Raw genomic sequence first — 24,414 nt, forward strand, 5'->3', positions numbered from 1 at the left:
CTTTTTATTTAGCTGCTCAGTCATTTGAAAGTGGTTGCGGAACGATAGGGCAGAAATTTCAGGAGGTTTTAGATTGCTGAATACACAAAGACTGGGCGGCTTAACACCGCCCACTGTGATTTAGATTGACAATTTTTCTTGCTGCTGTCGCCCTGCCACATCCATCAAATCACACCCATCGCGCAGCAAAATGCTACACACCAGCGACAGTTCCTGCAGAACCACTGCACCTTTGGGCGCGTCATCACAAATCGCGAAGTTTTCCAGTAGTTGAGTCACGGCGCGAATGCGATACGCCGCTGCATCGTGCAGGACGTCAATGGGGGCTTGGGTATCGATCAGCAGTGAGGGAATGTTGCAGTCGTGGCCGGTTATAGCTTGATAACGCGTCATTTATTGAGCCTCTTTAGTTTGACTGAGGACTCTGTAGATCAGGTCGCCAAACCCGGTCGTCCTTTCAACGACCCCTCGACTATATCCAGCGCTCCCCCTGTCCTTAAAGCCCCATTCCTACTGGATCGTCTGCTTCTGCCGTAAGGCAATTCCTAATTTGCCGAGAGTATTTTTCGAGCCGGTCCGCTGCGATTTTCCTGGCTTACAATGCCGCCGCTTATGGCCATGCCACCGGTGGTTTTCAGATGGCGGTGCGTTGTTGAAAGCCTTCTCAAGGAAGATCCGTCATGCGTCTTTTGTCGTTGCTGTTTACTCTCGTTCTGCTCGCCGGTTGTGCTTCCACCCCGGACTATTACATCTCGCCCAAACCGGTGCAGATTCCCGCCAACGCCACTTATTGGATCGACACCTTCAACCTGCAACTGGTTGGTGAGAGCGAGCGCTTTCTGCCCGAGGACAAGTTGCGTCAGCAACTGGGCATGGAGTTGATCCGCCAATTGGGCAATGCCAATCGCTATGCCGCCAGCAAGGACAGCGCCGACTACCTGCTGGATGTGGATGCGGTGTACAAGCGCCGCCTCAGTGATTCCAAGGGCGGGCTGGTGTCGATGGTCGCCGATGACAATACGATCCTCGCCAGTGTCGATTTCGGCTATAAGGTCCAGGTCAAGCGCGACGGCACCGAGGTGTTGCATTTCGCCCAGGAGCGCAATGGGTTGCAGCCGGCCGGGGCCATGGGCCGGTTGCGCAATATGAAGACCATGTTGGGGGCGATCACCAACAGCGGTAATTCGGATGTGGAGAACTTCTACATTCGCGCTCTGCCGAAGTTCATCATTCGTGATATCACGGCCATTCCTTCTCGTTGAGAGGGGGCTGGGGATGATGAATTCTCTCTGTCTAACTCGGGTGTTATGCTCGCGCACGCCAGGTTGCTGGCTATCTGCCACGGATGTATTGGGCCCCGTTCGATGAGGGCCTCCGGGTGATTCCGGCCGTTGCGTAGAGGCTGCCGGCAACGTTGCAACCGATTTTAAAGTGGGGGGTGGAAGCCCCCTTCGCCTATTCACCTGTCAATGGATGATGGAGCCTCGGCGTTGTGGCTCCACCCCGGGAATATGCCCATGCTCATGAATTACCTCGAACGCTCCATGTCGGCCTTGCGCTCCATCGGTATCACCTTTCCCAAACAGGAGATGCCGGTCCTGGCGCTGCTGGACAAGGTGGCGGTGTACGACGTCGAGCGGGTGACCCAGATCGCTGCCACCCTGCAGCAGGCCACGGTGTTCAACGCCGCAGTGCGTGACAAGTTACAGGGCATGGACATCAGCACCCGCTATGCGGATATCGCCACCAGCTTCGATTCGATCCGCAACGATGCCCAGCAGATGATGGAGTGGATGGCCGACGGCAAGTTGCAGTTCTCCGAGCGCATTCAACTGGCCTGGCTGAACATGCGTCGCGGCTCGATTCCGGATCGCTTCGAGAGCATCCGCGAGAATTACCTGGCCGTGGCCAAGTCGGCCAATGAGCAGATCCAGCTGGAAACTCTGATCCTCGAGGCGTACCAGGATTACCGCCTGGCCATGAAGTCGGCCGAGGTGGATGCTTGTGAAGTGCAGAAGATTGCCCAGGCGCAGATGGACGCCGCACGCAAGGCCCTGGCCGATGCCAGTGCCGCCCTGGAAGTGGCAGGGCTGGCGGCGGCGGATCAGCCCAAGCTGGAGCTTGAGCGGGATGTGGCCCTGCGCAATCTGCAGGATGAAGACAAGCGCTTTCAGATCATCACCGATATTGCCGATCAGTTGAAGGCTGCTTATGGCGCGGCTGAGCTGGTGTTTGCCCGGCTCAATCAGTACCACGCGGTGAAGGAGCGCCTGTATCAGCGGGCGGTGAGTTTCTTCGCCACCAACGAGATTGTGCTCACCGGGCTGGCGGCGGGTTTCACTTCTTCCGGCGGTTTGGCGGAAACCACCCAGACCCTGAACGCCATGACCGACGGCATCAATACCAGCCTTGAAGTGCAGGCGCGGGTCGGTGGCGATCAGCTCAACGCGGCCCTCAAGGCCGGCTACGGTTCCAGCCTCAAGGCCAGTTCGGTGAAGGCCTTGGCCGATGCGGTGGTGGAGTTCCAGGCCAGCAGCCTGAGCCTGATCCAGGAGCTGCGCAAGGAATCGGCTCAGGCCGCGGCCGAGATCGAGTCGGTGACCGAGGACAGCAAGCGCCGCTTCACCGCGCTCCTGCAGAAGGGGGTGTGAGGTGAGCGGGGTTTCTATCAGCGAACAGATGGGCGCCATGGCGCTGATCGATGAGCTGCGCCACAGTCAGACCGAGATCCAGAAGCACTTGGATCTGCCCAAGCACCGCAAGGCGGTGGCCGAGCGTATTCGCGAGTTCTACAAGGCTCGGGGCGTGGAGGTCGAGGACACCTTGGTGGAGCAAGGGGTGCGCAATTACTTTGCCACGCGTCTGACCTATGAGGCGCCGGTTTTGAATTGGCGCGACAGACTCTTGGCGCCGCTCTATATCAACCGCAACGGTCTGCTGAAGCAGACGCTGATCTGGACGCCCATCATGCTGTGGTCGTTCTACGCCTGGGGGCAGGTGTTTGAGTCCTTCGGCGAAGCGCAGCTGCATTATGCTCAGTCCGAGCTGAACAATGCCCTGGTTCTTGCCGAGACTCAGCCACAACAGGTGTTGCGGTTGCAGCAGCAGATCGACGTCCTTGCGGGCGAGATCGCTGCGACGCAGCTCGGTTCTGCGAGCCGGATGCTGGAGCAGGCCAGGAGGATGTTGGAGAAGGCTAGCCGACTGACTCCGATCAAACTGTCCCCGCACACGGTTACCGTGCAAAGCCGTAGTCAGGATCTTGATCGGGTCCTGGCCGCCAAACGCAGCCTGAAGAAGGACGCGGCAGCGCTTGAGGCGGTGCAGGCTCGCTTGGACGATGTGTCTCGGCTGTTGGCGGCTGATCAGAAACGTGTCGCACTAATGAGCGGGCAATCCTGGCGCACCGTCAGCCGTACCTCGCCTGAGGTGACGGTGGCGGCTGCCAAGGCCCGCGCGGCGCTGGATCAGGCCGATACTCTGGGCGTCGCTGCCGGCGTGACGGCGGTGGCCCAGTTGGATGAGTTGATCGAACAGAACAGCCTGAGTCCCAGCTACCAGTTGGCGTTGGACGACGCCCGTGAGGCGGTGCGCAAGATGAACTTGAGCCAGGCGGATCAGCCGGCGTTCAAGGTGTTGTTTTCCTCGGTACAGCAGGCTATCGACGCTGCGGATGCTACCTCGGCGGCCCGCGGATTGAAGGACATTGAGCGGCTCAAGGCTTTTGCCGCGACGTCTTTGACCTTGAATGTGGTCAGTCGCACGGGGGAGAAGTCCATGGTCGAGCGCAACTATGACCCCACGGGTGGCAAGACTTGGTACTTGCTGACCGAAGCGACTGATGCTGCCGGTAACGTGGTGCCGGTGCCAATTACCAGTCGCGAAACTGGAGAGAAGCGTTATGCCCCGATATTTGGCGTGCGCGTGAGTCGGGCCACCTATCAGGAGGTCAAGAACGACAAGCTGGCGGATGGTCATGTCGATAATCGGCGCATGGGCTCCAAAGACGCCAATTCGCTGACGTTGAAGTTCCTCAAAGGGCGTGCAAGCGCTAAACCCGACTACATCCTGGAGTGGTGATGAGCTCAAGCAAAATGATGGCGACCCTGAGTGATCATTCCCGCGGCTATGAGTACGAGTTACGCAAGCTGCAGCAGGAACTGTCCAAGGCTCACGAGCGGGAGCTGCAACTGCAGCAGCAAATCAGCAGCATCTACGAGCAGTTGGCCGGTTATCAGTTGGAGGATGGTCTGCAGCCGTCTCAGGAGGTCAAAGCGCTGTTGGGTCAACGCAGCGAGGCCGAGGCGGTGCTGCGGCGCGATCTGGCCGCTGTCGAGGCCAGCGTGCAGCAGCACCTGCAGACGTCGATCCGGCTCGCGGAGGAGATCGAGTCGGTGCATACCGGAATTGATCGGCAACTGGCGGAAGATCCTCAGTATCAGCAGCAGCTTCAGTCCGTGAGCGAGGTTGAGGCGCTGCGTTCGGCATCGGCGTCCTCCTATGCAGAGTTGCGCCAGGAGTGCTGGAGCAAGTTGCAGGGCTTCCAGGTCGATCCACTTTATCGCTATCTCAAGAAACGTCAGTTCGGGACCGATCAGTACCCACGCCGGACGCCATTGCGCCATTTGGACCAATGGATTTCCCGGCTGTGCAATTACCCAGAAAACCGTGCCAGTGAACACACCCTATTGGCTATCCAGGCCGCCAATGAGGAGGCCGCGCGGCGACTTGAGGCGGATCAGGTGGCGCAGCAAGCCCGGCTGTCGCAGCTGCAGCAGCAGGCTGTTGCCAGCAGCGATCTGGCCGCATTGCAGGAGCGTTTGGCCCTGACTCAACGGGCTGTGCAGACGGCCAAGGCACAGGCCAATGCCGTGCAGGCCAGTCTTGAGGTGTATGTTTTCCGGCGTGATCCCTACTTCGCCAAGGCCTCGGTGCTGCTGACTGGCCAATTGGCCGGCATGAGTAACCAGAAGCTGGAGCGCTTGGCAGGTGAAACCAGCGATGCGCAAGATGACGAACTGGTCAAGGAGGTCCGAGACATGCGGGCCGAATTGGATGAGTTACAGGTTCGCGTGCCGTTTCTGCAGAGCAAGTGTGAACAGGCCGAGAGTGATTACCAAAGAGCCAAACAACTGGAGCGTGAATTGCTGTCGAACCAGCAGAGTCTCGCGCTTCAGGCCTCTTCCAGTAAGGACCGCCTGGACCCGCTGTTGGCGGGCTTCATGAAAGGCGCGTTTTCACTGGCTCAGGTGGCGAGTGAGGTGAGCCGCAGCAGTCATGCCGGGTCGTCGTCCTCAAGTCTTGGGAGTCAATCCAGCCGCTCCAGCAGCAGCTCCTGGCGGGCATCGAGCTCTGCCAGTTCATCGAACGCTTCACCGTCGCGCAGCACCGGCGGTGGCTTTTCTACCAGCGATAGTCTCTGAGGGCGGCAAGAAAGGGGGAGCGGCCGTTCCCTCTTTCATGTGATACCCGCGACGAAATTACAGCGCCTTCACCGGAATACAAATCTCACACTCCAGTTCTCCTGTCTTGACGTCGTAGTACGCATCCGCCGGATAGCGTTCGAACGCCGGACGCGGGTCGAACTGCAGGCCGCTCTTGGGCAGCCAGTCGCGGCACAGCTCGATCCAGGCGTCGGCGATGGCTGGGCCCAGGCCACGGTAGTGGGCCACGGCGTACAGGCCGCCGGGCAGGGTGGTCATCACGGCGGGAGGGCTGGCCTTGAAGTCTTCGGGTACTTCGACGCAGGCGTCGTAGCGGCATTTGTCGGCGGGGGTGAGGTCCGGGTCGTCGTGGCCGATGCCGTAGCGCACGGGGTTGAACAGTTGGTGTTCGAGCATCCATGGCATGACGGTGGCGCGCCAGAACAAGCCTATGCCGGGTCCGTAGGCGCCGATGTAGCGCAGGTAGGCCACGCGGGTGGCGGGCAGTTGCTGCAGGGTGATGTGCATCGCTGTTTCCTTCAGGTGAATGAAGGCGTCAGGGTCGTCGAAAGCCGGAATGTGGGTCTGATCAGGATTGCTTAATTCGCGCAGGCGGCGTTCGCGGATGTCGTCGAGTCGGCGGTGCCAGCGTTTGGGTTCGGTGTCGCGCCAGGTGCTGGGGGACACCGAGAAGTGTTGCTTGAAGGCGCGGGAAAAAGCCTCTCCCGAGCTGAAACCGACTTCCAGGGCAATTTCCAGCACCGAGGCTTCGGCCCGGCTGGCTAGGAGGTAAGCGCCACAGGCCAGGCGCCGGCGGCGCAGGTAGGCGCCCAGGGGCTCGCCGACCCAGGCACTGAACAGACGATGAAAGTGATAGGGCGAAAAATGCGCCACCCGCGCCAAGTCTGCCAACGCCAGGGGCTGGTCCAGGTGTTGGTCGATGTGCTCCAGCACCCGGTTCATGCGCAGGGTGTATTCGTGGAGGCTGTGATAGGCGACGGTCATGATTGCAGCCTAGTCGGCGGTGGTGGAGCCTCTCACAGTCTGCGGCAGATTTGTGGCATTTGGGAGGCGTTTTCGCCGCGGGGGGACGTTCGGACGCTGGCGCCGGTTGGTGAGCGGCCATTCAATCCTTGGCTCGACGGTCTGAGCAGTGCTTTTCCGATCAGGGGTCAATGGCCTGAGGTGTATTGGCTGAACGGCTGAAAAGCGTGCCGGTCACAACCTGTGAAAGGCATTTCATTCTCATGTATGGAGGCTGGATCAGGATGACGACTTATAACTGGGATCTGATTGAACGATTGCTGCACGAGGTGCAGAACGGCGCTGGCCAGCGTTTCACTCCCCGCCCTTATGCCGAGCAGCTTGCGGCGACCAAGGCGGCGGAAGGTGAGCCGACCGGTAACCTGGATGACCTGAAAGTCACCGCTACCGAGTACGAAAAACTGTTGTTGGACAGAGGCTTTATCGAAACCAGGCCTGAGGAAGAGGGCGGTAACGGTGCAAACTTTGTGCTCACACTCCGCGGCTCCAGTCTGCTGAGCCTGATCGACAGCAGCATTCCGGGCAACGATCACCCGCGACAGGTACTGGATGAGCAGGTTGACGCCTTGGCCCCTGAAACATTTGACGAGTTGGCCTCCAAGGGGCAGATCGCTTAGTCCGGAGCTGGCTCTGGCGGGCATTTCAAGGCGGCGAGATCGTTGCGCACACGGCCGATCTTTTTCAGCAGGTGCTGACGTTGGCTTGCCGAGCTTGTGGCCATCAGGTCCACCAACAGGCTGCGCGTGGCGTGTTCGGCGTGGGCGTAAGCCTGGCGGTAGTCGGCGCTCTCTGAAGCTTCTCGACTGACCAGCAATTGCTCGATGCGCTGTGGGAAATCGTTGTTCTGGCGTTGTTCCAATGCCTTGCTGAACTGCGTCTGCCATTGGCTGCGGTGGGTAATCCATTGTCGGTTCTGTTCGCCCAGCGACGCGGCCCACTGCTGGACGCGTTGCTGCTGGCTCGGGCTCAATGGACCGAGCCAGGCATTCAGGCGCTTGCCCATGCGCTGGCTGCGCAGCTCGATCTGTTGCGCCAACGGTGCTGTGAGGTATCGCTCCCGTTGTTTCTGCTGGTCTTTGGTGAACGCGTTCTTCATCGAGGTGACTTGCTGATCGTCCAGGCTTTGGAGCAGTTCCACGGTGGAGGGTGTGATCTGCTGCGCGATCTCGGTAATGGCCTGTTTGGCTTGATCGATGCTGGCCTGCAGCGCTGCGTCGCTGACCTGGTTGTTCTGCACCATCAGATGCAGGTGATCGAGCCAGTCCAGGTAGCGCGGCAATTGGGTGTTGCAATGCCAGCTCAGGTGTTGCCGCAGGCGTTGCTTGAACCCGCTGCTCTGTTCGCTGCTCATGTCCAGGTAATCGTTGAGGGTCCACGGAATGATCACGTCCAGATTGCGATAAACCAGGCCGATCCGGCTGCAGGCACCGAGCAGCAGGCAGAGGATCAACAACGGGATAATCAGGAACCAGCGCCGCGACATGTTCGAGTCCTTGCCAGTTAAGGTGCTCACCTCTAAATCTGGAAGGCTTCCGGCGGTCCAGCCGTTCAGTAGAACGCGCGTTCAGCCTTGAAGGTGAGCAGGCCGTCGCATTCGGTGTTGTGCCCGGAGTAGGCCGAGCATTCATTGCCGCTGAGGCTGGAATCACTGTAGATCAGGTTGAGGTCGATCCCCAGCCAGGGGCGCGAGAGTTTGATTGACCAGTCATTGAAGTCGGCCACGTATCTGCCATTGGCGAGCGCGACGGCGGTGTTCAATTGATGGGTGGTGTATTTGACGCTGACACCGATGCCGAACGGCGGATTGCCACCGAGGTCGGCGAACAGGGTGCTATTGCGTTTGTCTGGGTCATTGCTGAAGGCCGCGCCGAAGCGACTGCCCAGCACGGTCAGGCCGCCATAGAATTCCTGGCTGTCCTGGGTGCGCAGTTGGGGGTAGTTGTAGCGGATCAACCCTACTTCGTAGCCCAGGGTTTGGTCGAAAGGTTGCTTGAAGCCCAGGTAAGAGTCGACTTCCAGGTTGCTGGAAGGGCTTAGCCCCATGCTGGGAGTCCATTGCCCGAAGTACCAGCCGCTGTCGTGGCTCAAGTCGAGGCCTCCGTGGAAGGAGCCGCTGGATGAGGGTTTGACCAAGCCCTGGGCCATGCTGCGGCTGGGGCTGGTACCTAACTTGAGGTCAAAGTCGCCCAGTTCACGCTGGAAGATTTGTCCGTGGGCCAGGGGGCAGGCCAGCAGCAGGCTGGAGGCCAGTACTGATGATTTGAGCATGCAGCACTCACTGAACGACGTGGAGTGACAACCTGAAAGTTGGCTGAAACTATTGATCTAGAAGGCTGCAAGGATACCGGCGAATGCCTGGGGATGAGGGCCGTTCGTCGATTTTTGGAGAGAAGCAGGAGGGGGAGGTGCCAGTCCTAGCGCTTTGAGACCAAAGCGCTAAGGGACCAGGGTGTTGCAGGAGGGCGTTACTTTTTGCCGAGGCTGATTTGTTTGGAAGGGCCGAAAGTCTGACCGCTGACGCCTTTGGCGATTTGCTGGATTTCGCCGCCCGATTTCAGGAACGCTGCGATCTGTTCGTTGATCGATTCACTGGTTTCAACGGCGGGAGCTGGTTTTGCTTTGCTGTTGGAGGCTTTTACTCGCATGGCGGCCATTTAACCTTTCGGGAAAATTAATTTGGCCAGGCATCTTATCAGAAATACTTGACAATTGCTTGGTAAATATCCCCTGAAACAGAAAGGCGCTTTCTGCTGTTTTTCCTAAGTTTATTTTCCGGATATTTTCCTAAGTCGCTGTTTTAACTAAATACCTATCGGCAAAAATACCCTCTCGCAGCGCTCCAAAAAGGCTCGAAGCACACCTGTTTGCCTGACGAGCGGCTGGTTGCACGCCGGGAAAGCCAGAAAAATCAAGGGTTTCGTGGCCAGCGATTCAGGAGCGTCAACGCCAGCCTGGAAAACAGGTAGAATGCCGCCCACGCAATGAGGGTATTGGAAATGGCTTTAGTCGGGCGCTACAACAGTTTACAAGTGGTTAAACACACTAACTTTGGTTTGTATCTGGACGGTGGAGCGGACGGCGAGATATTGCTGCCCAATCGTTATATTCCCAAGGATATTCCCAGTGAAGATGAAGACTGGCTGAATGTTTTTGTCTACTTGGACAGTGCCGACAAGTTAATCGCAACGACCGAAAAGCCAAAAGTTCAAGTTGGCGAGTTCGCCAGTCTTAAAGTCGTCGAAGTTAACAGCATCGGAGTGTTCCTGGATTGGGGATTACCCAAGGATCTGTTGTTGCCGTACTCCGAGGAAAAGCGCCAGATGAATGCTGGCGAATACTGCGTGGTGCATGTCTACCTGGACAAACATACCCGTCGAATTACCGCCACGGCTCGCCTGGATCGCTATCTGGACAAGACGCCGGCCAACTACAAGGCGGGTCAGGAAGTGGATTTGTTGGTGGCCGAGTCCACTGATATGGGGTTCAAGGCGATCATCAACAACAAGCACTGGGGCCTGATTCACAAGAACGAAGTGTTCAAGTTCCTGCGCTCTGGCATGCAAGAGAAAGGCTTCATCAAAGAAGTACGGGCCGATGGCAAGATCAGCCTGAGTCTGCAGCCGGTGGGTGAAGAGGCTGCCACTGGCCTGAACTCCAAGATCCTCGCCAAGTTGCGGGAAAACAATGGCACTCTGGCCGTCAGTGACAAGAGTGATCCGGCCTTGATCAGCAGTCTGTTCGGGGTCAGCAAGGGCAACTTCAAAAAGGCCATTGGCGCCCTCTATAAGCAGGGTCAGATTGTCATCCACGCGGATCGCATCGAGCTAAGCTGAGACTCACTTCACGCTGCAGGCGAGGCTCATGAAAACCACCCTGGTTGCCTGGCTCGCCACCTTGCTGGCGTTCCTGCTGCTCGACGCGCTTTGGCTGGGGCTGATGATGAGCCCCACCTACCGGGCCCTGCTGGGTTCGCTGCTGCTGGAGCAGCCACGGCTATTGCCGACAGCGCTGTTCTATCTCCTCTACGTTACGGGTTGCCTGCTGTTCGCGGTACGTCCCGCCTTGCAACAGGGTGGCTGGCGTCGGGCTGCACGACTGGGAGCACTGCTCGGGCTGGTGTCCTATGGCACTTATGATCTGAGCAATTGGGCGACCTTGCAGGCCTGGCCGGCATCCCTGGCGCTGCTGGATATGGCCTGGGGCGTGCTGGTCAGTGCCTTGGCCAGTGGTTTCGGCGTCTTCTGTGCCTGCCGTTGGGCACCGGGTGTTGGCCGCGGGCCGCAAGTCTGAGCGGGTTTGCTACTGGGTTTTGCACCGCTGTTCAGCCCGCTGGGGCGTAACTCTTTATCTTGGGTAGGTGTCATGTCATTCAAATACTGTGAGGAACTGCGGTGAGCACCGAACGGCGCAGCGCCGACGGCTTTGCCCTGCAGGTAATGTTGGGGTTGTGCCTGATCTGGGGCGTGCAGCAGGTGATGATCAAGTGGGCTGCGGCGGACATTGCCCCGGTGATGCAGGCGGCCGCCCGCTCTGGTATCTCGGCGCTGCTGGTGGCCCTGCTGATGTGCTGGAAGGGCGGTTGGTCCCAGGTTTCCAGCACTTGGCGCGGCGGCTTGCTGGCCGGTGCCCTGTTTGGCCTGGAATTCCTGTTCATTGCCGAAGGGCTGAAGCTCACCAGTGCTGCACACATGTCGGTGTTTCTCTACACCGCGCCGATCTTCACCGCCCTGGGGGTCAATTGGCTGTTGCCCAGTGAGCGCTTGCGGCCTTTGCAGTGGCTGGGGATTGTCCTCGCATTCATTGGCATCAGCATCGCCTTTGCCGCAGGTGTCTCGTTGGACAATCTCGACCGGCGCATGCTCTTGGGGGATGTGCTGGGCTTGTTGGCGGGGCTGGCCTGGGGCGCGACCACGGTGGTGGTGCGGGCCTCGCGATTGTCCGAGGCGCCGGCGACCCTGACTCTGTTCTATCAATTGATCGTCGGTTTTGTCGGCCTGTTGCTGATTGCTGTGCTCAGCGGCCAGGTCACCCAGGTCAGCCTGACGCCGGTGGCGGTGGCCAGCGTGTTGTTCCAGGGGCTGGTGGTGTCGTTTTTCAGCTACCTGACCTGGTTCTGGCTGCTGCGGCGTTATCTGGCAGCGAATCTGGCGGTGTTTTCCTTCATGACCCCGATGTTCGGCGTAACCTTCGGCGTGCTGTTGCTGGGTGAGCCCTTGAGCCTCAACTTCGTGCTGGGGGCAATGCTGGTGCTGTTGGGCATCACTTTTGTCAGTGCCGAGCAGTGGCTGCGGCGACGGCTCAAGCGCTTTCTATAGCCGTCGTCTAGGACGCCGCCGCACAGCGTGGCGCCGCTGGCCGTTGTTGCCAGAGTAGGCTGGCACCGATCAGCAGGCCGGAACCAGCCACTATCAGCGCCAGGTGCAGGTTGCCGTTGAAGTGGCTGCTCAGGGCGGCCAGCAACGGGCCGCTCAACTGACCGACGGCGAAGCACGCGGTGAGCAGGCCGGCGTTGCGCTGTGCCGACTGTGGTGCCAGTTCCCGGGAGCGTTGCATCACCAGTTGCATGCAGGCCAGGAACGGTGTTCCGCATAGCAGTACCCCCAGTACCAACCCCAGGCCGCTGCCCAGCAGGCAGGCGAAGACTCCGACGGCTTGCAGCCACAAGGTCGCCATCAGCCATTGGCGGGTACTGTCCGGGCGATGCCGCCGCAGGCTGACCAAGGCCACTCCGAGGGCTGCGGCCAGGCCGAAGCCAGGCCAGAACAGGTCAGCCTGCCACTGGCCCTGAAAGCGCACATTGGCCATTTGTGAGAGGAACGTCGCAGGAATGATGTAGCCCACGCCATACAGGGCGTAGACCAGCCCCAGGCGCGCCACGCTGTGTTCGCTGGCAGCTCGGCTCTGCGGAACGCCACTCGGGCGTGCCGAGGCCGGAGGCAGGATCGGCAGGATCGCAAGCAGCATCAACAAGGCGACGGCGGCATACAGCAGCCACAGGTTGGCCGAGCTCTGTCCCAAAAGATTGGCGCCCAGGGCCAGCAGCCCGGTCAGCATGATCCCCAGTCCTGGGCCGGCAAATACCAGGGTGCCTAGCCGCGGCCAGCCCGCTGCCTGGGCCAGGGGCTGGCTCAGGGCAGTGATCATCACCAGCACCCAGGCGCTGGACACCCCGGTGCCGAAGCGCAGCAGCAGGTGCGGCCAGAAGCCCTGGGCCCAGAACGAGGCCAGGGTCAGCAACACGCACAGCCACAGGCCGCCCAATAGGCGCAGGCGCACCTGGACTGGGCGCCGGGCGAACATGGCGTCCAGAGCGCCGAGGAAATAGCCCAGGTAGTTGGCCGCGGCAATCAGCCCGGCGGCGGTCAGGTTGACCTGGCCTTCACTGATCAGGTGCGGCAGTTGCGGGGTCAGGGCAAAGCGGCCAATGCCCATGGCCATCATCAGGGCAATGAAGCTGGCGAGCAGGCGGAGCAGGGGAGACATGGTCGGCGTTCCATTGATGGGAGCAATGACCGCCAGGCTAGGGTCGATTGACTTTCTTTAAAAATGAATAATATTGAGCAGCTTGTTCAATTTTGGAGAAGGTTGTGGAGTTCAGCCAATTGCGCATCTTCCAGGCCGTGGCCGAGGAAGGCTCCATCACTCGCGCCGCCGAGCGCCTGCATCGGGTGCCGTCGAACCTCTCGACCCGGCTCAAGCAACTGGAGGCGCAGTTGGGGGTCGAGTTGTTCCTGCGCGAGCGCCAGCGCTTGCAGTTGTCGCCGGCGGGCAAGGTGCTGCTGGACTACACTGCGCGCCTGTTCGCCTTGCACGACGAGGCCCATGCCGCGGTGCAGGGCGGTCAGCCGGCGGGAGAGTTTGTCCTGGGAACCATGTACAGCACGGCAGCGATTCATTTGCCGGCGTTGTTGGCGCGTTATCACCGGGCCTATCCGGCGGTGAACCTGCAGGTGCAGTCCGGGCCGAGCGGCGAGTTGCTCGAAGGCTTGCTCAACGGGCGCCTGGATGCGGCCCTGGTGGACGGGCCGCTGGAGCTGGCAGGCCTGGATGGCGTGCCCTTGTGCGACGAGACCCTGGTACTGATCAGCGAAGCCGACCACCCGCCGGTGCGTACGGCCCGGGATGTGGAGGGCCGTGCGGTGTTCACCTTTCGCCAGGGCTGCTCCTATCGCATGCGCCTGGAATCCTGGTTTGCCCACTACCACGCCGCGATGGGGCGGGCCATGGAGATCGAGTCCTATCAGGGCATGCTGGCCTGTGTGATTGCCGGTTCCGGGGTGGCGCTGATGGCTCAGTCGATGCTCGACAGCCTGCCGGGGCGCGAAAGTGTGGCGGTGCATGCCCTGGCCGAGCCTTTCGCCCAGGCCACGACTTGGTTGATGTGGCGCAAGGGCATGGTCGGCGCCAACCTCAATGCCTGGATCGAGCTGCAACAAAGCTCTGGGGTTCAGCTTGCGCAGCAGGCACGGGCCTATGGCTGAGCCCGCAGTGGCGATTGGCTTTAATCCAGTAACAGTTCATTGCTATTGCGCAGCAGCGCGCTGGAAAAGATAGGACTATTATCTGCTTGAGGCGGCGCAGTATCGCCGCTCGGCACGACCCTGAGGGGGCACTATGAAAGACAAACTGCAAAGCTGGCTGCACGACCTTGGCGTCGCACTGGGCCTGATCGAGCCACCGCTGCAACCGGTGCCGATTCCTACCGACGAAGAGCTGCGGCGCCGTCAGCAACGTCGCCGTTGAGCTTGCCGCGAGTGCGGAGTGCAGACTCCGTCTCGCGCCTGGTTTTTCCCACCGCGAGACTCTGGGCCTGATCCCGAGGTGTTCGTGCAACCCCTTACAGCTCTGGTCCGCTGCCTCGCTCCTGCAGTATTCAAGCGCTTTGCCCACCCAGCGCCTGGGCACTTTTTTGTGGGCGAAAAAAACGGGTGCGGCCACCGACGCCGCACCCGTCGAAGAAAAGCTTCAGGCGTCCGACTTCAGGTCAGATTGCGTTGGCCAGCGGCGCCGGGCGCCGAGAGAGCAGGCTCACCACTACGAAGCTCACCAAGCCCACGGCCAGGCTGTAATAGATCGGCGTGTTGGCGTCCAGGCCGTCCTTGAACATGAAGAACAATGCCGTGATAAAGCCTAGGGACATGCTGGTAATGGCGCCGGCGGTGGTGGCGCGCTTCCAGTAGATAGCCCCGATCAGGGGAATCAACATACCGCCCACCAGCAGGTTGTAAGCCAGGGTCAGGGCGCTGATCACATCACTGACCAGCAGCGCGATGCCCAGGACCACGATCCCCAGCAACAGGGTCGCGATGCGGTTTTCGTGTACATCGCTGTTGCTGCTTTCACGGCCACCACGCATGCGCGGCAAGAGATCCTGGGTCACGGTGGTGGAGGCGGCCAGCAGACCGGCACTGGCAGTGGACATCAGGGCCGCCAGGGCCGCCGCGATCACCAGGCCGCGAATGCCGTTGGGCAAGCTGGTCTGGACAATGCTGGCGAAGGCATTGTTGACGTTGTCCAGGTCCGGCAGCAGCACTTTGGCAGCCATGCCGATGAGCGCGCCAGCCAGGCCGTAAAGCACGCAGTAGATCCCGGCAGCGGTGCCTGCAACCTTGGCGATGCCTTCACTGCGGGCGGTGAACACCCGTTGCCAGATGTCTTGGCCGATGAAGATGCCGAAGAAGTAGATCAGGAAGTAGGTGAGGATGGTGTCCCAGCCGATGGCGGTGAAGTCGAAATAGCTGGCCGGCAGTTTGGCTACCAGGGTGTTCCAGCCGCCAGCGTCGGCGATGGACAGCGGCATCAGCAGGAAGACCAGGCCGATGGTCATGATCAGGAACTGCATGATGTCCGTCAGGGTCAGTGACCACATGCCGCCGATGGTGGAGTACAGAACCACCACGCCGCCGCCAATCAGAATCGACATCCAGAACTGCAGGCCGAACAGCACTTGCATCACCGTGCCGATGGCGATGGTCGAGGTGGCGCCGATCATCAGCGCGTAGACCAGCATGATCAGCCCGCTGGCATGGCGTGCCGCGGGGTTGTAACGACGCTCAAGCACTTGGGTGACGGTGTAGATTTTCAGTTTCAGCAAGGGTTTGGCCAGAAACAGGCTAAGGCCGACGATACCCAGGCCGATGGCGCCGCAGAGCCAGAAGCCGGAGATGCCGTGAACGTAGCCCAGGCGCACGGTACCGATCGTCGAGGCGCCGCCCAGCACGGTGGCGGCCATGGTACCCAGGTAGAAGCCTGGCCCGAGGTTGCGGCCGGCCACCAGATAGTCATCACGGGTCTTGGCCCGGCGCATGCCGTACCAGCCCAGGGCGATCATGCCTGTGGCATAAATCAGTACTACGAGAATATCCAAGCCCATGTTCGGGTCCTCACAAGCAAGTTGTTATTGTTGTTGCCGTCCGCTGATGCGGGCGGTCAGCCGGCGTACCGGTGGAGGCCGGTCTGCCGGAGGGGGCTGCGGTTACTGGGTGTTTCAGGCCAAGGTGTGGCCGCGTCCGGAAGGTTCGGGCGCGGCGATACGTTGCAGGTCGGGGAGTCGTGCGCCCCTGGCGTGGTTAATGCCGTTGAGGCGGTGTTCTTTGTTGTTATTCATGATCTGCTCCGATCACGTTGGCTAAGGTGTTGCTCTCCCTTGCATGTGTGACTCAATGGCCGCGCTCATGCTTGAGCGCGGCAACAGCACCCCGAAAGACGGGACTCAGCGGTGGGCCACGCCAGGCAGCACGCAGAGCATTTCGTACAGCAGGTTGGCGCCCAGCAGCGAGGTGTTGCCGGTGGTGTCGTAAGGCGGCGAGACCTCCACCAGGTCACAACCCACCAGCTCCAGGCCCTGGCAGCCACGCACGATCTCGATGGCCTGGATGGTGGTCAAACCGCCGATTTCCGGTGTGCCTGTGCCAGGTGCCCAGGCCGGGTCGATGCCGTCGATGTCAAAACTCAGGTACACCGGGCCGTCGCCGACTTTTTCGCGGACTTCGGCCATCAACGGTTCCAGCGACTTGTGCCAGCACTCTTCGGCCTGGACCACGCGAAAGCCCTGCTTGCGGCTCCAGTTGAAGTCTTCGGCGGTATAGCCCTGGGCACGCAGGCCGATCTGTACCACGCGGTCGCAGTCCAGCAAGCCTTCTTCCACGGCGCGGCGGAAGGTGGTGCCGTGGGCGATCTTCTCGCCGAACATATGGTCGTTGACGTCGGCGTGGGCATCGATGTGCACCAGCCCGACCTTGCCGTGTTTCTTGTGGATGGCCCGTAGGATCGGCAGGGTGATGGTGTGGTCGCCACCCAGGGTCAGGGGAATGACGTTGTGTTCGAGGATGCCATCGTAGGCTTCTTCGATGATGCGCACCGCGTCCAGCAGGTTGAAGGTGTTGATCGCCACGTCGCCGATGTCGGCCACCGACAGCGAGTCGAACGGGGCGGCGCCGGTGGCCATGTTGTAAGGGCGGATCATCACCGATTCAGCGCGGATTTCCCGCGGGCCGAAACGGGTGCCGGCGCGCAGCGAGGTGCCGATGTCCAGGGGTACGCCGACGAAGGCCGCGTCTAGGCCGGCGGCGGATTGCAGATGGGGAAGACGCATCATGGTGGCGATGCCGCCGAAGCGCGGCATTTCGTTGCCGCCCAGTGGTTGGTGGAGAATCTTGTCCACGGGATAGGCCTCATCGTTGTTTTATATTTATGGGATTGACGGCGCAGCAGGCGCTGCCCGTTCAACCGAGTAGGGCCGATTCTGCGAAATGTAGTACGGGGAAAGAATCGCTACGAACAAATACTTAGTTCATGTTTTTCTAAACTAATGGCGGCGGGCGCGCTAGACTCCGGCGCTGCCTTCAAGGCCCTTGGCGGCCAGAGCGTGTGCTCCAGTTCGGTAGCGTAGCCAGCGTTCTCTGGGTTGCTGGGGTAGTTTGCATGTGTGCATGGATGTCACGGGGCTGCTTCGGCGCCCGGCGGGAGCGAGCCACCTCGCTACAGGGAGGGGTCTGTTCACCTGTTATTGGAGCCTGCCATGGCCAACGCTTTACCTGATCTGAAACTATTGCGCATCTTCGTCAGTGTGGTGCGACATCAGGGGTTCGCCAATGCCCAACACGAGCTCAACCTCTCGACCTCGGCCATCAGCACCTACATGAGCCAGTTGGAGGCTTCCCTAGGGTTGGTGCTCTGTCACCGGGGCCGTGGCGGTTTCAGTCTGACCAGCAAGGGCGAGCTGTTTCATCAGGAAACCCTGCGTCTTTTAGGCGAGCTTGAAGGCTTCGAGCAGTACGCCGCAGCCCTCAAGGGTGAGTTGCGCGGCACCCTGAATCTGGGGGTGATCGACTCCACCGTCAGTGACAAGGCCCTGCCGTTCGCCGAGGCCATTGGCGCCTATAGCCAGGAACACCCAGCGGTGCATTTGCACCTGTCGGTGATGAGCCCCCACGAGCTGCAACTGGGGGTGCAGGACAACCGTCTGGATTTGGCCATTGGCGCCTTTTCCACGCGCATGAGCGGCCTGGTGTACATGCCGCTGTACCGCGAGCAGCACTGGCTGTATTGCAGCAACCGGCATCCGTTGTACAGCGAGCGGCGTATTCCCGAGCAGGTGATCACCCAACAGCGCATGGTGGGGCGGGGTTACTGGAGTCAGGCGGAATTGGCGCGGCACGGTTTCAAACACAGCGCGGCGACGGTGGAAAGCATGGAAGCGCAGTTGATTCTGGTGCTGTCCGGTGCCTACATCGGCTACCTGCCGGAACACTACGCCCAGGCCTGGGCCGACAAGGGTGATCTGCGGGTACTGCTGCCGGCGACCTTTGGTTATCAGGCGCCGTTCTCCATGATCATGCGCCGTGGCCGTGGTCGTGAGCCGTTGATCCAGACCTTCCGCGACCTGCTTAAGGCGCAGCTCAACCAGTCATAAGGAGTGCCCATGTCCAGAGCGCGCTGCGGGCGTTGTCTGCGCCCCGCCGATCATTGTTTGTGCCCGCTGATCCCGGTGTTGCCCAGCCGCACCCGGGTGCTGTTGTTGCAGCATCCCAGCGAGGTCAACCACGCCTTGAACACGGCGCGCTTGGCGGCGTTGGGGTTGAGCCATGCCCAGTTGATTGTCGGTGAAGTGTTCGAAGATTTGCCGACTCTGCTCAATCGCCCGGGTTACCGGGCACGCTTGTTGTTCCCGGCGGACGATGCCCAGCCGTTGCAAGCCTATGGTGCGACGGATGAACCCATGCTGCTGGTGGTACCCGACGGCACCTGGCGCAAGGCGCGCAAATTGCTGCACCTCAATCCGCTGTTGGCCGCCTTGCCCCGGGTGACCCTGGCGGCTGCGGCGCCCTCACGCTATCGCCTGCGCAAGGCTCCCGGACCGGGTGCATTGTCGACCATCGAGGCGGTTGTCCAGGCGTTGCAGGTACTGGAAGCGCCTGCCTCCTTCGAGCCTTTGTTGCGCCCCTTCGAGGCCCTGATCGAAGGACAGATCGCCGCGATGGGCGAAGACACCTACCAACGCAACCACGGCACCAAGCCCTGAGGCCTTGCCTGTAGGCGCGGGACCGCCCGCGAAGGCTCAAGTCTGCAGCAAGATCAGAGGGCCTCTTCATCGGCCAGCCGGTCCCTGCGTGCGCTGCGTTCAGCGTTCGCGCATGGCTTCGGTACGGGCCTTGAGCACTGGTTTGAGCAGGTAGTCGAGCACGCTCTTCTCGCCGGTAATGATGTCCACCGTGGCCACCATGCCGGGGATGATCAGCAGCGGGTGGGCGTCGCCTCCCAGGTGGTTCTTGTCGGTGCGTACCTGGATCAGGTAGAAACTGTTGCCCTTGTCGTCGGTGATGGTGTCGGCGCTGATCAGCTCCAGCTTGGCGCTCAGGCCACCGTAGATGGTGTAGTCGTAGGCGCTGAACTTGACCATGGCTTTCTGTCCGGGATGAAGGAACGCCACGTCCTGGGGCCGGACCTTGGCTTCGATCAGCAAGTTGTCCTCCATGGGCACGATCTCCACCATGTCGCTGCCGGGCTGCACCACCCCGCCGATGGTGTTGACCTTGAGTTGCTTGACCACCCCATGGACGGGCGACACCACGGTCGTGCGCTTGACCCGGTCATCGATGGCGATGCCCGAGGCGGTGATTTTCGACAGGTCAGTGCGTTTTTCATTGAGTTCCTTGGCGGCCTCGGAGCGGAAGGTCTGTACCGATTCGTCGATTTTGCTCTTGATCTCGTTGATCGCCGATTCGGCCCGTGGAATGGCCAGCGTGGTGGCATTCAGCGAACCGCGGATTTCCACGGCGCTGCGCTTGAGCCGCAGGATCTCCACCGGTGACACTGCACCAGTGCTCACCAGCGGCGTCGACATGTTCATCTCTTGATTGAGCAGCGCCAGGCTGGAGCTGTATTGCCCCTGCTTGGAGCGAAACTCCGCTAACTCCTGAGTCTTCTGGCGCAGCTGTTCGGTGAGAGTGCGTTGTTCACTGGCCAGTTGTCGTTGGCGCTGTTCGTACAGCGAGCGTTCATCCTCCGCCACTTGCGGCGCCTTGTTGACCACTTCGGCAGAGGGTATGAACGGCGTGCCCTCGGCCTCGGCGGACAGACGTTCGACCTGGGCCATCAGGGCAAAGCGATCGGCTTCGCTTTCACCCTTGTTCGAACGGTAGCGGGTGTCGTCCAGGCGCAGCAGGGTCTGGCCCTTGTCCACCATTTGCCCTTCGCGGACGAAAATTTCGGTGACGATGCCGCCTTCCAGGTTCTGGATCACCTGGATCTTGCTCGAGGGAATGGCCTTGCCTTCGCCCATGGTGACTTCCTGAAGCACGGCAAACTTGGCCCAGACCAGGGCGCTGATGATCAGGGCGGCGGCAATCCACACCGTTAGTCGCGAGCCGCGTGGCGAATCCTGCAACGAAGCGCCGGCGGTTTCCGGCATGAACTCGCTTTCCGCGCTTTTGCGCCAACTGCCCAGATAACCCCGCAATGTCGATGGCGTAGGCATGTTCAGCACTCCTAGACAGCCGCAGAGCCGACGCGGCCCTTGCGCAGTGCATCGATAACCGCGTCTTTGGGTCCATCGGCGACGATTCTTCCTTCTTCCAGCACCACCAGGCGATCCACCAGGCTGAGCATCGAGGTGCGGTGAGTCACCAACAACAGCGTCTTGCCCTGAACCTTGGCGTGCAGGCGTTGGCGCAGGGTGTCCTCGCTGCTGTTGTCCATGGCGCTGGTGGGTTCGTCCAGCAGCAGGATCGGTGGGTCGAGCAGCAGTGCCCGGGCCAGCAGAACCGCCTGACGCTGGCCTCCCGAGAGCAGTTGCCCGCGTTCGCCCACTGGCCGGTCGAAGCCTTGGGGGTGCTGGCGGGCCAGCTCGGTGACAGCGGTCAGTTCGGCGACTTCAAGCATCCGCGAATCGCTGATGTAGCGCGCGCCCAGGGTCAGGTTGTCGCGCAAGCTACCGGCCAGCAGTGGCAGGTCATGGGCGACGTAGCCGATCTGCTGGCGCAGGTCGGCCACGTCCAGTTGTCGCAGGTCCAGCCCGTCCAGCAGCAACTGGCCTTCGTGCGGTGTCAGAAAGCCCATCACCAGGCGGGCCAGGGTGCTTTTCCCCGACCCGCTGCGACCGATGATGCCCACCCGCTCACCGGGTTTGAGGCTGAAGCTGACGTTGTTCAGGGCAGGGCTACTTTGCCCGGGGTAGCTAAAGCTCACACGGCTGATGTCCAGGGCACCACGCAGTTGGGTGCGCTCCAGAGGCCGTTGGCGGGCGTCGCGCTCCTGGGGCAGGGCCATCAGCGCGTCGGTGCTGCGCATGGTCAGTTGTGCTTGCTGATAACGGGTGATCAGCCCAGCGATTTGCCCCAGCGGTGCCAGTACCCGGCTGCCGAGCATGTAGGTGGCCACCAGTGCGCCCACGCTGAGGTTGCCGGCGATGATGCTGTAAACCCCGGCGACGATGGTGGCCATGCCCGACATTTGCTGGATGAACAAGGTGCCGTTGGTGGCCAGCGCCGAGAGGTTGCGGGCGTGACTGTCGAGGCGGGTCAGGGCGCCGTGGGTGCTTTCCCACTTGTGTTGGCGCTCGCTCTCGGCGCTGCAGGCCTTGAGGGTTTCCAGGCCTCCAAGGGTTTCGATCAAAAGGGCCTGGCGTTCAGCGCCCAGGGCCAGGCTTTTTTGCACGGTGTCCCGCAGGCGTGTCTGAATCAGCATTGCGAAGATGATGGTGATGGGGAACGCCAGCACCGGGATGACCACCAGCCAGCCGCCAAGGAGGCCGATGACCACCAGCATCAGCAGGGCGAAGGGCAGGTCGATCAGGCTGGTCAGGGTCACGGCCGTGAGAAATTCCCGCAGGCCCTGGAAGTCATGAATGCTTTGGGCAAAGCCGCCAATGGTGGCCGGACGGGCTTTCATGTCCATCCCGGTGATGCGTTCGAACAGGGTGGCGGAAAGGATCACATCGGTCTTTTTTCCGGCCTGATCCAAAAGATGTGCCCGCACCACTCGCAGCACCAGCTCGAAGCCGGTGCCGATCAGCAGTCCCAGGGCCAGAACCCAGAGGGTCGAGGTTGCCTGGTTGGGTACCACGCGGTCGTAGGTCTGCATCACGAATAGCGGCACCATCAGGCCCAGCAGGTTGATCAGCAAACTGGCGAGAATGGCGTCGCTGTACAGCCAGCGGGAAAGTTTCAAGGTGTCGCGAAACCAGGCGTTCACCCGTGGTACGAGGGGGCTGCGCAGGTCTTCCAGGTCATGCCGGGGGCGGGCGAACAGCGCTTGGCCGCTGTATTCATCCTCCAGCTCTTTACGGCTGACCCATTGTTCACCTCCTTCAGCTTCGCTGGGCAGGATCAGCGCCCGGTCGTCTTCGCCCCAACGCCGCAGCACCGCGCAGCGCCCGCCGCGCAGAATCAATAGCACTGGCAGGTTGAGGGCGGATATCGCCCCCAACTGCCGACGCAGCAGGCGGGCCTGGAGGCTGGCCCGGGCCGCGGCACGGGGCAGCAGGTCGAGGCTCAGGCGTTGTCTGTCCAGCGGCAGGCCGGCGCTCAGGCTGCCGCGGCTGACGTTGCAGTCGTGGAGCCTGCACAGGATGAGCAATCCGTCCAACAGCGGGTCATCAAAGCTGGCACGAGGATCGGCGTGCACGCTACCGGTTTCGAGGCTGGTCAAATTGAGTCCTCCACGGGACTACTTCATGTCTGGCAGGCGCGCCTCGCTTTTCACTTCGCTTTGAGCAATGGCTTCGGCGGGCACTATCACTTTTTCCTTGCTCAGCAGTTCGCCCATGTTGGCCAGTACCCGGTACATGGAGAACTCTTCGGTGTAGCGCACTTCGGTGTAGCGACGGTTGGCGTTGTACAGCTCGTTCTCGCTGTCCAGCACATCGAGCAGGGTGCGCTGACCGAGGCCGAACTGGTCTTGGTAGGCCGCCCGAACCCGGGTGGTGGTTTCGGCATATTCCCGAGCGGTGGGGGTTTGTTTCTTGGCGTTGAGCATGGCGTTCCAGGCCAGGGTGATGTTTTCGTTGAGCATGCGCAGGGCGTTGTTGCGGATATCCATGGCCTGGTTGATTTTGTGCGCGTCGGATTGCAGGCGGGCTTTGTCGCTGCCGCCGCGAAACAGGTTGTAGTTCATGACCACACCGACCCGCCATTCGTTGTCATGGCCAAGGTCACCGCGCACATTGTCGTTGGCGTTGACCGCGGCTTCGGCATCGAAGCGTGGATAGAACGGCGACTTGGCCACCTCATACTGGCTCTCTGCCGCCTGAATGTCGGCCTGAGCGGACTTCAGGTAGGGGTTGTTCTGCAGCATGCTCAACTTGGCGTCAGTGAGGTTTTCCGGTACTTCGCCGCGGATCGAGGGCAGGCTTTCCAGCTCATCTGGCATGCGACCCACTGCGCTGTAGAAGTTGGCTTCGGCATCGGCCAGGTCGACCTGGGCAGTGTCGTAGTTGTTCTCCGCCAGCGCGCGCCGCGCCCTGGACTGGTCGAGGTCGGCGGTGCTGCCGACGCCCTGCTGGCTGCGCAGGCCGATCTGATCGTTGACCCGCAGGTGGGCCTGCAGGTTGTTCTTGGCCAGGGTCACCAGTTCGCGCCGCTTGAGCACTTCCAGGTACACCTCAATGGTGCGCAAGGCCAGGCTTTCGGCGGTACCACGGGTGTAGTAGGCGCGGGAGTTGACCACCGACTGGGTGCGCCCGACTTCGTTGGCAGTATTGAAGCCGTCAAACAGCATCTGCCGCAGGCGCAACTCCGACTGGGTGTAGTTCAGGGTTTCGGTGTTGTGGTTACCGGTGCCGCGGGTCACGCCATAACCACGGGTGGTGGTGTTGTCGCTGTAGCCGCGGCCGTAGCCCGCGTTCAGGTCTAGGCTCGGATAGAACCCCCCCTTGGCCACTTTCACGTCCTCATCCGCCGACAGGCGGTTGTTTTGGCTGGCGCGCAGTTCTGGGTGGTTGTCCAGAGTGCTCTGGATCGCTTCGGTTAACGACATGGCTTGAGCCGGGTTGGCACAAAGTGTGGCCAATAAAACCGCGCTGCTGAGAGGGGTGAAAACGCGCATGGGGTGTCTCTCCCTGATCCAGTGAAACAATGTTTTCGTCAAAAAAATGACTAAAAATTTGAAATTTAGCCGTCTCATCTTGTTTACAACAGAGCTAAGAACATTCAGAAGAATAGCTAAGAAAAAAAACTCATAAGTTTTATGCCAAAAAAAACTTATGCATGTTCGTCAAAGCAATACATTGTTCGAAGCGAAAGCCCGGGTTCTTCAGGCATTGCATTAGTTCCTGAAGGTTCTGGGGACGTTTATATTTCAGGTAGTTCAGGGCGGGGAAGTGGTTGCAAGGAAGGGTGCGTGGATCAGGCTGAAGTGACATTTTTTTGTCGACTTATTTTTGACCTGTTTTGCGCACCGCAGTCGTTGAGTGGTTCCAGGCCTGGAGCGTGCAGTTTTTTCAGGAGCT

At 60.7% G+C, this 24,414-nt stretch carries 23 protein-coding genes; 12 read left to right on the plus strand and 11 right to left on the minus strand.

Annotated elements, in window-relative coordinates; genetic code table 11:
- Positions 1 to 120: 120 nt before the first annotated feature.
- Entirely contained in the window at positions 121 to 393 is a 273-nt protein-coding gene (locus PLD_RS22945; protein ID WP_159896816.1) for a hypothetical protein, read from the minus strand.
- Positions 394 to 680: 287 nt separating this feature from the next.
- Here PLD_RS22945 and PLD_RS22950 point away from each other — a divergent pair, with 287 nt between their 5' ends.
- From PLD_RS22950 to PLD_RS22965, 4 genes are all read left to right on the plus strand, one after another.
- Entirely contained in the window at positions 681 to 1,262 is a 582-nt protein-coding gene (locus PLD_RS22950) for a hypothetical protein (RefSeq protein ID WP_159896818.1), read from the plus strand.
- Positions 1,263 to 1,523: 261 nt separating this feature from the next.
- Positions 1,524 to 2,651, plus strand: coding sequence for a merozoite surface protein 3b (locus PLD_RS22955; protein ID WP_110595246.1), 1,128 nt, complete (start codon positions 1,524 to 1,526; stop codon positions 2,649 to 2,651).
- Between the two features lies 1 nt (position 2,652).
- Positions 2,653 to 4,080, plus strand: a complete 1,428-nt coding sequence (locus tag PLD_RS22960; protein WP_159896819.1) for a DUF6384 family protein — start codon at positions 2,653 to 2,655, stop codon at positions 4,078 to 4,080.
- Positions 4,080 to 5,423, plus strand: a complete 1,344-nt coding sequence (locus tag PLD_RS22965) for a hypothetical protein (RefSeq protein WP_159896821.1) — start codon at positions 4,080 to 4,082, stop codon at positions 5,421 to 5,423. Before PLD_RS22960 ends, PLD_RS22965 begins: the two co-directional genes overlap by 1 nt.
- Before the next feature lie 57 nt (positions 5,424 to 5,480).
- Here PLD_RS22965 and PLD_RS22970 read toward each other — a convergent pair whose 3' ends face one another.
- The gene (locus PLD_RS22970) at positions 5,481 to 6,428 is read right to left on the minus strand and encodes a GyrI-like domain-containing protein (RefSeq protein WP_159896823.1); all 948 of its coding nucleotides are present in this window, start codon (positions 6,426 to 6,428) and stop codon (positions 5,481 to 5,483) included.
- 263 nt (positions 6,429 to 6,691) lie between these two features.
- Here PLD_RS22970 and PLD_RS22975 point away from each other — a divergent pair, with 263 nt between their 5' ends.
- A complete protein-coding gene (locus tag PLD_RS22975; RefSeq protein WP_159898194.1) occupies positions 6,692 to 7,084 on the plus strand; it encodes a transcriptional regulator in 393 nt (130 codons plus the stop codon).
- On the opposite strand, the gene PLD_RS22980 is transcribed toward PLD_RS22975, so the two are convergent.
- The 3 genes from PLD_RS22980 to PLD_RS22990 form a co-directional block, all read right to left on the minus strand.
- Positions 7,081 to 7,950: a DUF6279 family lipoprotein gene (locus tag PLD_RS22980; protein ID WP_159898195.1), complete on the minus strand. Its 870-nt coding sequence runs from the start codon at positions 7,948 to 7,950 to the stop codon at positions 7,081 to 7,083. The two genes, PLD_RS22975 and PLD_RS22980, sit on opposite strands and share 4 nt — an antisense overlap.
- A gap of 65 nt (positions 7,951 to 8,015) precedes the next feature.
- A complete protein-coding gene (locus PLD_RS22985; RefSeq protein ID WP_159896825.1) occupies positions 8,016 to 8,735 on the minus strand; it encodes a TorF family putative porin in 720 nt (239 codons plus the stop codon).
- 197 nt (positions 8,736 to 8,932) lie between these two features.
- A complete protein-coding gene (locus tag PLD_RS22990; RefSeq protein ID WP_016962619.1) occupies positions 8,933 to 9,121 on the minus strand; it encodes a hypothetical protein in 189 nt (62 codons plus the stop codon).
- 342 nt (positions 9,122 to 9,463) lie between these two features.
- Between PLD_RS22990 and PLD_RS22995 the strand changes: the two genes are divergently transcribed.
- The 3 genes from PLD_RS22995 to PLD_RS23005 all read left to right on the plus strand — a co-directional run bounded on the left by PLD_RS22995 (position 9,464) and on the right by PLD_RS23005 (position 11,782).
- Positions 9,464 to 10,300 carry a S1 RNA-binding domain-containing protein gene (locus PLD_RS22995; protein WP_159896827.1) on the plus strand — a complete coding sequence of 279 codons (837 nt, stop codon included), beginning with the start codon at positions 9,464 to 9,466 and terminating at the stop codon, positions 10,298 to 10,300.
- A gap of 28 nt (positions 10,301 to 10,328) precedes the next feature.
- Positions 10,329 to 10,757, plus strand: coding sequence for a DUF2177 family protein (locus PLD_RS23000; protein ID WP_159896829.1), 429 nt, complete (start codon positions 10,329 to 10,331; stop codon positions 10,755 to 10,757).
- Between the two features lie 101 nt (positions 10,758 to 10,858).
- A complete protein-coding gene (locus tag PLD_RS23005; protein ID WP_159896831.1) occupies positions 10,859 to 11,782 on the plus strand; it encodes a DMT family transporter in 924 nt (307 codons plus the stop codon).
- Positions 11,783 to 11,789: 7 nt separating this feature from the next.
- On the opposite strand, the gene PLD_RS23010 is transcribed toward PLD_RS23005, so the two are convergent.
- Entirely contained in the window at positions 11,790 to 12,950 is a 1,161-nt protein-coding gene (locus PLD_RS23010; protein WP_159896833.1) for a YbfB/YjiJ family MFS transporter, read from the minus strand.
- Positions 12,951 to 13,054: 104 nt separating this feature from the next.
- Between PLD_RS23010 and PLD_RS23015 the strand changes: the two genes are divergently transcribed.
- A complete protein-coding gene (locus PLD_RS23015; protein ID WP_159896835.1) occupies positions 13,055 to 13,948 on the plus strand; it encodes a LysR family transcriptional regulator in 894 nt (297 codons plus the stop codon).
- A gap of 133 nt (positions 13,949 to 14,081) precedes the next feature.
- Positions 14,082 to 14,210: a PA1414 family protein gene (locus PLD_RS30780; RefSeq protein ID WP_011059908.1), complete on the plus strand. Its 129-nt coding sequence runs from the start codon at positions 14,082 to 14,084 to the stop codon at positions 14,208 to 14,210.
- Between the two features lie 241 nt (positions 14,211 to 14,451).
- Here the strand turns inward: PLD_RS30780 and PLD_RS23020 are convergent, their stop codons facing one another.
- On the minus strand, positions 14,452 to 15,840 hold the full coding sequence (locus PLD_RS23020; RefSeq protein ID WP_159896837.1) for a sodium:solute symporter: 1,389 nt from the start codon (positions 15,838 to 15,840) through the stop codon (positions 14,452 to 14,454).
- Positions 15,841 to 16,179: 339 nt separating this feature from the next.
- A complete protein-coding gene (gene speB, locus PLD_RS23025) occupies positions 16,180 to 17,130 on the minus strand; it encodes an agmatinase (protein WP_159896839.1) in 951 nt (316 codons plus the stop codon).
- Between the two features lie 357 nt (positions 17,131 to 17,487).
- On the opposite strand from speB, the gene PLD_RS23030 reads away from it, so the two are divergent.
- Both PLD_RS23030 and PLD_RS23035 read left to right on the plus strand, forming a co-directional pair.
- Positions 17,488 to 18,381 (plus strand): LysR family transcriptional regulator, encoded by an 894-nt coding sequence (locus PLD_RS23030; protein ID WP_011059913.1) that lies wholly within the window; start codon positions 17,488 to 17,490, stop codon positions 18,379 to 18,381.
- Positions 18,382 to 18,390: 9 nt separating this feature from the next.
- On the plus strand, positions 18,391 to 18,990 hold the full coding sequence (locus PLD_RS23035) for a tRNA-uridine aminocarboxypropyltransferase (RefSeq protein WP_159896841.1): 600 nt from the start codon (positions 18,391 to 18,393) through the stop codon (positions 18,988 to 18,990).
- 99 nt (positions 18,991 to 19,089) lie between these two features.
- Here PLD_RS23035 and PLD_RS23040 read toward each other — a convergent pair whose 3' ends face one another.
- The 3 genes from PLD_RS23040 to PLD_RS23050 are packed head-to-tail and all read right to left on the minus strand — an operon-like array spanning position 19,090 to position 24,011.
- Positions 19,090 to 20,445, minus strand: coding sequence for an HlyD family type I secretion periplasmic adaptor subunit (locus tag PLD_RS23040; protein WP_159896843.1), 1,356 nt, complete (start codon positions 20,443 to 20,445; stop codon positions 19,090 to 19,092).
- Between the two features lie 11 nt (positions 20,446 to 20,456).
- Positions 20,457 to 22,616, minus strand: a complete 2,160-nt coding sequence (locus PLD_RS23045) for a type I secretion system permease/ATPase (protein WP_159896845.1) — start codon at positions 22,614 to 22,616, stop codon at positions 20,457 to 20,459.
- 18 nt (positions 22,617 to 22,634) lie between these two features.
- Entirely contained in the window at positions 22,635 to 24,011 is a 1,377-nt protein-coding gene (locus PLD_RS23050) for a TolC family outer membrane protein (protein WP_159896847.1), read from the minus strand.
- Positions 24,012 to 24,414: the final 403 nt, after the last annotated feature.

Origin of the sequence: Pseudomonas sp. LD120 (genome assembly GCF_009861525.1) — a bacterium.
Taxonomy (GTDB): Bacteria; Pseudomonadota; Gammaproteobacteria; order Pseudomonadales; family Pseudomonadaceae; genus Aquipseudomonas.